General features: G+C 64.9%; 7 protein-coding genes. 2 read left to right on the top strand and 5 right to left on the bottom strand.

Annotation, left to right across the window (positions count from 1 at the left end; genetic code table 11):
* Positions 1-234 precede the first annotated feature (234 nt).
* The 5 genes from DEIGR_RS19505 to DEIGR_RS19480 form a co-directional block, all read right to left on the bottom strand.
* On the bottom strand, positions 235-897 hold the full coding sequence (locus DEIGR_RS19505; protein ID WP_058980257.1) for an MT-A70 family methyltransferase: 663 nt from the start codon (positions 895-897) through the stop codon (positions 235-237).
* Positions 894-1,742, bottom strand: coding sequence for a BglII/BstYI family type II restriction endonuclease (locus DEIGR_RS19500; protein WP_083524348.1), 849 nt, complete (start codon positions 1,740-1,742; stop codon positions 894-896). Before DEIGR_RS19500 ends, DEIGR_RS19505 begins: the two co-directional genes overlap by 4 nt.
* Before the next feature lie 9 nt (positions 1,743-1,751).
* Positions 1,752-2,489, bottom strand: coding sequence for a hypothetical protein (locus DEIGR_RS19495; RefSeq protein WP_058980255.1), 738 nt, complete (start codon positions 2,487-2,489; stop codon positions 1,752-1,754).
* 73 nt (positions 2,490-2,562) lie between these two features.
* Positions 2,563-3,516, bottom strand: a complete 954-nt coding sequence (locus DEIGR_RS19490; RefSeq protein ID WP_058980254.1) for a tyrosine-type recombinase/integrase — start codon at positions 3,514-3,516, stop codon at positions 2,563-2,565.
* Positions 3,517-4,171: 655 nt separating this feature from the next.
* Positions 4,172-4,717: a hypothetical protein gene (locus DEIGR_RS19480; RefSeq protein ID WP_153013997.1), complete on the bottom strand. Its 546-nt coding sequence runs from the start codon at positions 4,715-4,717 to the stop codon at positions 4,172-4,174.
* Positions 4,718-5,272: 555 nt separating this feature from the next.
* On the opposite strand from DEIGR_RS19480, the gene DEIGR_RS19475 reads away from it, so the two are divergent.
* Both DEIGR_RS19475 and DEIGR_RS21555 read left to right on the top strand, forming a co-directional pair.
* Positions 5,273-6,703 carry a hypothetical protein gene (locus DEIGR_RS19475; protein WP_153013996.1) on the top strand — a complete coding sequence of 477 codons (1,431 nt, stop codon included), beginning with the start codon at positions 5,273-5,275 and terminating at the stop codon, positions 6,701-6,703.
* Between the two features lie 648 nt (positions 6,704-7,351).
* Positions 7,352-7,477: a hypothetical protein gene (locus DEIGR_RS21555; protein WP_269083818.1), complete on the top strand. Its 126-nt coding sequence runs from the start codon at positions 7,352-7,354 to the stop codon at positions 7,475-7,477.
* Positions 7,478-8,055 lie beyond the last annotated feature (578 nt).

The following is an 8,055-nucleotide window of genomic DNA, read 5'->3' as shown; positions in this document are numbered from 1 at the left end:
GGGAAGTGCGCGAAATCGCACCAGATAATACCTTATATGGCTATTGACTATATTCACTATGGCACTTACTCATCATAAAGCAAATTGACGATTACCACTAAGCTAAAGATCAGAACATCTTAGCTTCCATTTAACCTATAGAGAGCCGCCAACAACACTCATTCCCCCAAGATCGTCAAAGTTAATTATGAATGCCGCCCACAAAGGCGGCATTCATTAATTCAGGCAGCATTATCAAAGAGCAACAGGCATGCCCTTATCATCGTCCCCGTCAACGTCACGGCTAGCCTGCGAGTGGTTGCTATAAGTCGCCCAAGTAGGCGTGTACTCGTCGGCCTGGTTACCCCAAGTCGTCCAGCCGGGGCGGCTGCCACGGGCGAACAGCTCTAGGCGCGGGCCAGGGCTGCACGCCTCCACGATGTCGTAGAACTCGTCAGGCTTGCGCGAATGCTCCCGCTTCCTGGTCGCCAGGAAGTTGACTTGGGTCCGCCCCGGCTGAAGCGTGCGGGCATTCTTGCCACGCACTCCAAACAACACCAACTCGGTCACGTTGCGGAAGTAGAACCCCACGCCGCGCCCGTCTGGGCCGCCATCCTTCCTGATCTTGTGCCAGACGATGTTGGACTTGTACTCGAACCCCCACGCCCTCAGCACCTCGATACCTTCAGGAAGCAGCGCATTGGGCACCCAGAGGTACAGGTGGGCAGGTTCTTCGGTGATGTCCGCCACCGGCAGCTCTTTGATCTCGTCAAGCGTCATGGTGCCGTAGCGGCTCAAGCGGCCATGCTCAGGGGCGACCTTCCCGGTACGGTTCTGGAACTGCCATGGCGGATCGGCCAGGATGGTCCGGAACTTCTGGCCATTGCAGCGTTTCAGCAGGTCATCTGAGGCGGTCATGCTTCTTCTCCTTCGGGCGCTTCGGCAGGTGCCGGAGCGGGTGCAGCGCCTCGGGCAGGCATCGAGGCGAGGTGTTCAGTGAGGTCGGAGATTACGGCGGGCCGGATGCCCACGGCGAGCACCGGACAAGGGCCGTTTCGGCCTGCTTCCAGGCGATACAGCAGCTTCCCCATCCAGGTCGTTGACGCCCCGTACTTGTTGCGGATCGGCTTCCCCTTCGCATCATTGCCCAGGCTCGTGAAGACAGGGTTCAGGTCAGCACTCCGGGTCAGGAGTACACCTGCACTGATTACCCCCGTTTGAGCGAAGGCGCTGAAGGCGTAGAGGTCGCGGTCGAAAGTCTGGTCCTTAGAGTTCCACTCCATGTCGAACGCCACGCGGTTCTTCACGTAGTCCACGTTGTGACCATCAATGAAGTTGGCGAGCGTCGTCAGGTCTTCAGTAACGTCGTCCTTCCGCTGCCCGTGCCGGACGATCTTCCGGACGATCAGGTCACCTTGCACCCGCGTCTCCTGCCAACCCAGAGGGCGGAGGATAGCGGTGAGCTTTTTGGGGATGTCCGACTCGTTCCCGCCCGGCTTCACGATGTCGGCCACGGTGATCTCAAAGGCCCGTAGGGCGTTCAGCAACTCGTCGAACTCCGGCTTGCAGCTCGTGGAGAGGATTTCGGCGGCGTGGCGGAACGAGTAGAACTCATACCGGGCCAGGAGGTCAGCAGGTATGTATGCGCTCAGTTCCTCGTTCTTCAGAACGTGGACGTTCCCCAGCTCGGCTTTAGCCTCGGCATCAATAGCCTTGATCTCGGCCTCTTGGTCGTTTGAGGGTTGTAGGTCGTCTGTGGACATCACCTGAATCTAGTGCCCCAGCTCCGGGACAAGGACACCAAGGGCATGCAGGCGCGTCACCGTGTCCTGCCGGACAGTGATGCCATCCGGCGTGCGCCAACTACTCTTGCCATTGGTGCGGTGTAGGTTCAGCCGCCCCGCCTTCGCCAGCAACGTCTCCAGCTCCTCATACCTGGACTTAGGCGACCAACGCAGGTCGTTCCTCAACCGCTGCGGGATGACCGGATCGCGCACCAATAAGGTCGCCACACCGTCAAAGCTCTCAGAGGCTCGTGAAGGCGTCTCGACCGATACTCTGGCCCCTTTCCCCTGCCCCTTCGGCTTCTGGGCCTTCTGCGCCGTCTGAGGGGCGGGAACCACAACAGCATCGCGGCGAGCCAGTTCGCTCCGCAGGGCGGCCACATCCAGGCGCAGGGCGGCCACATCGGCGCGGAGGTTCGACAGCACCTCCAGCAACTCCGTGGCAGGCGCAGTGGGCACCGAAACAGGCGCAGCGGCGGGTGTCGAGGTCGTCACGCCCGCCTGACGGCGTAGAACGTCCTCCATGCCGAGGGCGGGCCGTTCGATCAGCACCGGCAGGGCCGCCGCGATCCGCTCGACAGCTTCCGGTATGAACTCGCGGTGGCCCCGCTTGTCACGCGGCAGGGGGTCGAATACAGCCTCGTATGCGGCGGCGAACCGGCGCAGGCGGCGCTCATGGATGCCGAGCTGGGCCATCACGTCGGCAGGGGTCAGGTTGGCGGACACGCGGACAGCCTAGCGGACAGTCATCCGGGCGTCCGCCGGAGATCGGTCAGACGCCCGGACGACCGGCTGTCCGTTACCAGTTCCCGAGCGATTTCCGCAGCCCGTCATCCGACCACTTGGCGTACACGCGGGTCGTCTCGATGGAGGAGTGTCCGAGGTGGTGGGCGGCGTCGTCGAGGCTGTGGCCCTCGCGGACGAGGCGCGTCCCGGCGTAGTGGCGCAGGGCGTGGAAGCCCCGGTTGGGCACGTCCACGCGCTTGCACAGCCAGGCGAGGCGTTCGCGGGCCGCGTCGTCACCGCCACCGATGACCGGGCCGTCCTGGTGGTCCAGGGCGGTTAGGGCGGCCACCAGCGAGCTGGAGAGCTGGACGCGGCGGGTCTTGCCGCCCTTGCCGTGGCGGACGGTCAGGGTGCGTCCGGTGAGGTCCAGGTCGTGCCAGGTCAGGGCCAGCGCCTCCGCGATCCGCAGGCCCGCGTGCCCGCACAGCAGCAGCAGCGCCCGCATCCGCGCGTCCGCGCCGTCGAGGAGGCGCACGACCTCCTCCTCGGTGTAGGGCTGCCGCCTGTCCCACGCGGGGGTCTTCTCCGGCGCGGGCCGGGCGTCGGTGAAGGGGTCGGCGGTGGTCGCCTCGGCCCAGCGCAGCGCCCGGTACAGCGCCCGTGCCCCGGCGAGCTTGACGCGGACGGTGGCCGGACTGAGGCCCGCCGCCTCCAGGTGGCGCAGGTAGAGGGCACCGACGTTCGCGCCGGGGCGCAGCAGCTCGACGGCGTTCGCGGTGGCGTAGGCCAGGAACCCCCGCACCGCCTGCCCGTAAGCCTTGAGGGTGTGGGCGCTGACCTTCGCGCCCGCCGCGCCGTGCAGGGTCAGGTGCGCCTCGGTGAGTGCCCACAATGCCCCGGCGTCCTTGTCGCGGGCCGCCTCGACAGCGCGGCGGCGCAGCTCCGGCGCGGGCAGACCAGCGAGGTGGGCGGCGCGCGACACGAGGTCGCCCCGGTACAGATCGAGGGTGAGGGTGGGGTCGGTCATGGCCTCAGAATACCCCCGGATAACAAGACTTGTCCGGGGTTAGCCCCCGGCGTTCACCTTAGCCGGACAGCCGGTCGTCCGGCCGGACGGCGTTCGGACACTGCCAGAACATCCGGGTGTCCGGCGGCCGTCCGGCTAGCAGATACACCCGACATCGAACGCGCGGTCGTCAGGCAGGTTGCCGCACTGCTCCGACCAAACGACCGGACGGCGACCGGACACCCGGATGTCCGGTCTTGCGATCTCGCACAACGCCGCAGCGGACCCCCACCCGTCCAATTCCCATAATTTAGCGTCCCAGACGCGCTCCAGTGTTACCCACCCTCGTTTACACGGTCTTGTCAACTTGCAAAGCCTTCTTCTCTAATAGAGAAGTCCAGACCAGAAGAATGCCCGCCAGGACGGCGGGCAGGCCGTTACAGGCCAGGACGACGACGTCGGGCTATCTGGTACAGCGCCGAGGTCGTGACCGGTCGCCCCGACCTCCCGACGAACCCGAGGCTCCGGCAGTGGGCGGCGACCTCCTCCCACGTCGCGCCAGCCGCCCGCATCCTCGCGGCCTCGTCCAACAGGGGTGCCAGTTCCGCGTCGGCCTTCTCGCGCTGCCGAACGTGGTACGCGGCGAGATGACTGCGCCGGGGGTGAACGACCGCCGTCACGCGGCCACCACCGGGAGAAACGACGCCCCATCAACCCGGCCTGCGCTGCTGAGCCACATCAGCGCGTAGGCCGTCAGGGCAGCCTGCGCTTCGGGCACCAGCACTGCCGCTTCAGCGGGCCACGCTCCGGGGGCGACCCGGCACGGCGCGGTACCATCATCGAGACGATAGGGGTAGGGATCGCCGTGCGCGGCGTACCGGGCAGCCACTTCCGCACACGCCCGCACGAACGACATCCGCACCCGCCCCAGCTCGTTCTCGGTCATCCACCAGCCCGGCCAGTCGAACTCCACCAGCTCGTCCAGGGTGGGCGGTACCCACCCGGCCAACACGCGCTTCAGCACGGGCCCGCCACACTCCAGCAGACGCTTATCCGCCCGCCATTGCTGACCCCATGCGGGACGTTCCCAGCCCTCCGCCACGATCTCCAGGCCACAGGCGGGGTGCATGGCCTGCTGTTCCACGTAGGGCGCCAGCGCCTCGACATTGCCCCGGAAGTACAGCAGGGCCGTTCCCAAACTCGTCAACTCTTTGGTGTTCATGTTCATTACCTCGTGGGCAATACGCCCCATGAATGCGGGTCTATCCCGCGCTTTTTGCCGATGATCTTAGGAAAACCACGTCCAGCACGACACCCTCATCCCCTCGACATCAACCCCATCGCCGCCGTCCTGGCCGTCATCGCGGACGTTGACCCCGGCGTGCCATGTGTTCGGTGATCCGTTCGAGGTGATGTTCCGAAAAACGCCGTGCAGGTCGTCAACGCCGGGACTGGCGGGGATGAACAGGTGGTGCAGATCAAGGCGTGGAACTCCGATTGCAAAACCGCGTTCAACCTCGACCAGAACGATAAATCTAGGTAGATCGCTCTGCTGAGAAAATTCCTACTCGGCTCACCGAACGAGTCGGGCAAACTGATGGTGTTGAGCGGGGTTCTTGGTTACCCCCGCCAGCCGTTTTCATCGCGCAGCGCCCACCTCGACTGTGGGCGCTTGTCGTATCGGTGAGGTGTGCGGTCTTATCGTTGCCAACCGAGATGTTCAGCGCGATCCTGAACGAAAGAGCGGCCCCTGCCAGGGCCGCCCGAGGAACATCACATGTACGCCAATTCTACTACAGAAGCCGTTCCACACGGTAAAAAACCCCATACCTACGCAGAGTTGCTGGAGCTGGAGCGCCGGAACCCCTACGATCCCGGCACCTACGCCTCCGACCGGTGGGCGCACTTCGTCGCCGCGCAGGAGTGCGGCCTCAAAAAGGCCCTGACCCGTGTCGAGGACTACGGCACCGGGCAGACCAGCGCCGACAGCAGCCCTACGAACGGCCAGAAGCCGAAGTGCAAGCGCGGCGCGGCTGCCGGGGAACTGGTGCGCGAGCTGCGCGTGCTGGAACGCCGCTACGGCATGCTCCTGTTCATCACGATCAACCACCCCACCGGCCTCGACGCTCGGTGCATCACCGATGGCCGGGGCACCGAGTGGGGCAAGGCGGTATCGAAGCGGCTGGGCACCCACGGGTGGGCACGGATCGAGTACGGGGGCCGGAGCATCCGCCTCCACTTCCACGCCTTTGTGCCGCTGGTACTGCTTGACCACGAGGCCCTCGCGCAGATGGAGGCGGAGGGCTTGGACATCCACATCATGGCGGCCGACCTGTCACGCCACCCCATGTACATGACGAAATCGCCCTACGGCTGGACCGCGATCACTGACTACCACCGCCACGTCACCCTGACCGAGTGCTATCAGGCGACTCTCGCTTACCTGGACGGCCTGGAGGACTACCGCGCCCGCACCGGAAAGACCCAGCCGCCGGACGGTAAGTGGTGGTTTGACGGGCGGCCCAGTAGTAGGGGACTTGCTCCTGTTCTCCCTGACGACAAGTACCTCACCCCCTCATGGCTCGACCGCAACCCCACCCCTGACGAGTACACCGACGACGACGCCGTGTACCTCGCGTGGCTGGAGGAACAGGTGGAGCACGACCAGCGGGAGTGCCACCCGACCGCAGGGAGGGTGCGGGGGGATGAACCCCCTCGGTCGAACCCTGTGTGGACACGGATGATGACCACCCGGCTCATGCCCCAGCAGAGGCGCGAGCCGGTGCGCGGTGGAGTTCGGGGCGGGGCAAGCCTCAGCCGGGCGTTACGCGGCCCTGAGGCGGGCCACCAGGAGGGCACCGGGGTTCCGCAGTCCGACCCACTCCTGCCGGTCAGCCTCAAGGCGCAAGAGGGCGGCGCAGAGCGTCTGCAACGTCCCGCGCCCCTCGATCTCACCGCGCCACGCCTGCCACAGCACCGCGCAGTAGAACCGGCGGGAGTGTGTGTCCCCGAGCGCCCGGCTCAAGGCCGACGCCAGCCGTCCAACTCGTTCCGCCCGCTTGGTCGGGTGGACGTGGACCAGATCACCCAGCCGGTACACGATGTCCCGCACGTCCTGGACGACACCGACACCCTCCGCGTGTGCGACTTCCCCTTTATAAACAACGGGGTTCAAGGCATTTCCAGGGCTAACGGCCCACGCTTTTAGGGCGCTTTCCACCGCGCTCTCTCGCTCATCGGCAGGTAAATGGGAAATGGCCGCCAGCACCGCCTTGACGGTGTGCCCGGCCTCGATGTCCGCCTCCAGGTTGCGCCACTGGTGACGCCAGTCGTCGCGCTTCAGGCGGGGTAGTACCTCACCCACCTTGACCTTCACCGCGAAGAGGCACCCGCCCCACAGGCCCATGCCCTTGACCTTCACGGCGTGCGCTCCCCAGTCGAGCAGCCCCGCTGCGACCAGCTCGGGCAGCAGGTTGCGAACGTGGCGGGGCGTGTACCCCGCCGCGACCGCCAAGAGGCCCTGCGGGAGATGGAGGGTCACGGTGTCCGGCATCGAGGCGTAGGAACGGGCCTGCGCGACATGACCGGCAACGGCGTGTAGAACTCCGAAGACCCGCGCTGCCCCGGCGCTCACGTCGAGGCCCGCGACCAGCTCCCCCACGGGCGCACAGGAAGGCCGTGAAGGCCCCTCGGGGGTTAGGGCAGGGGCAGACACCCGCACGGTCGGCGCAGGCGGCGCAGCGGGTCGCTGTACGGGTTCTCCACGATCTCCCTTCAGGAAGCCGCCGGTGCCGCAGAAAGAGTCGAGGATCGTGATGCTGTTCGTCACTTCCAGGTACTTCCCGAAGGTTTCGTCGTGAACGGTGTTGTTCAGGCTGCCGCCCGCTTCAACACGCGTGACAACATCGCCCACCCGGTCAGGATGGGCGATGTCAGCACGCCCGAGAACAGCCGCGCGGGCCGCCTCGATGACCTGCTTTAGGTGGTTCATGCAGGCTGCCCTAGTGTTAGCAGCAGGCGGTACAGCGCACCAACGCAAACGACAACCGCACCAGTTCCCGTGAAGGCCGCCCACATGGGCTGTCCTGCCTTCGCCAGGATCACCGTGGCAACTAAGAGGGCGATGAAGGCAACTAGACCGACTAGAGCCAGAGAAAGCCGAAACACGTTCGTATCCAAGAGAATCCGCTCCCAGAGCGCGTTCTCAACCTCAAAATGAACAAGGTCAGTCCCACTTGTCCTCAAAGCGGGACACGTGTAATCTGAGGCCAAGAACGGACATGGCCGCGAACGTGCCGCGTTCGCTTCGGGAGAAGCACACCATGAGTCTGCCAGGACGGGTGTGCTTCGCGCTTTTGTGTTGTCAGGCATGGCGGCCCAACTGCCACCACTGTATCTCCACTCGCCGCAATCAACAAGCACTTGTACGTTGTGAGCTAATTTAATCCTACAACGTCGTGCAGGACGGCAAAAATGACACTGTAGTGTCACCCCACAGGATGTGTATGTCGGGCATGCACCTGCATAAATTGCAGGTCTTGTAGGAGGTTACCAGTACCC

It is taken from the genome of Deinococcus grandis, assembly GCF_001485435.1.
GTDB lineage: Bacteria > Deinococcota > Deinococci > Deinococcales > Deinococcaceae > Deinococcus > Deinococcus grandis.
The sequence above is the reverse complement of the archived record's forward strand: the minus strand, read 5'-3'. Positions and strand labels throughout refer to the sequence as shown.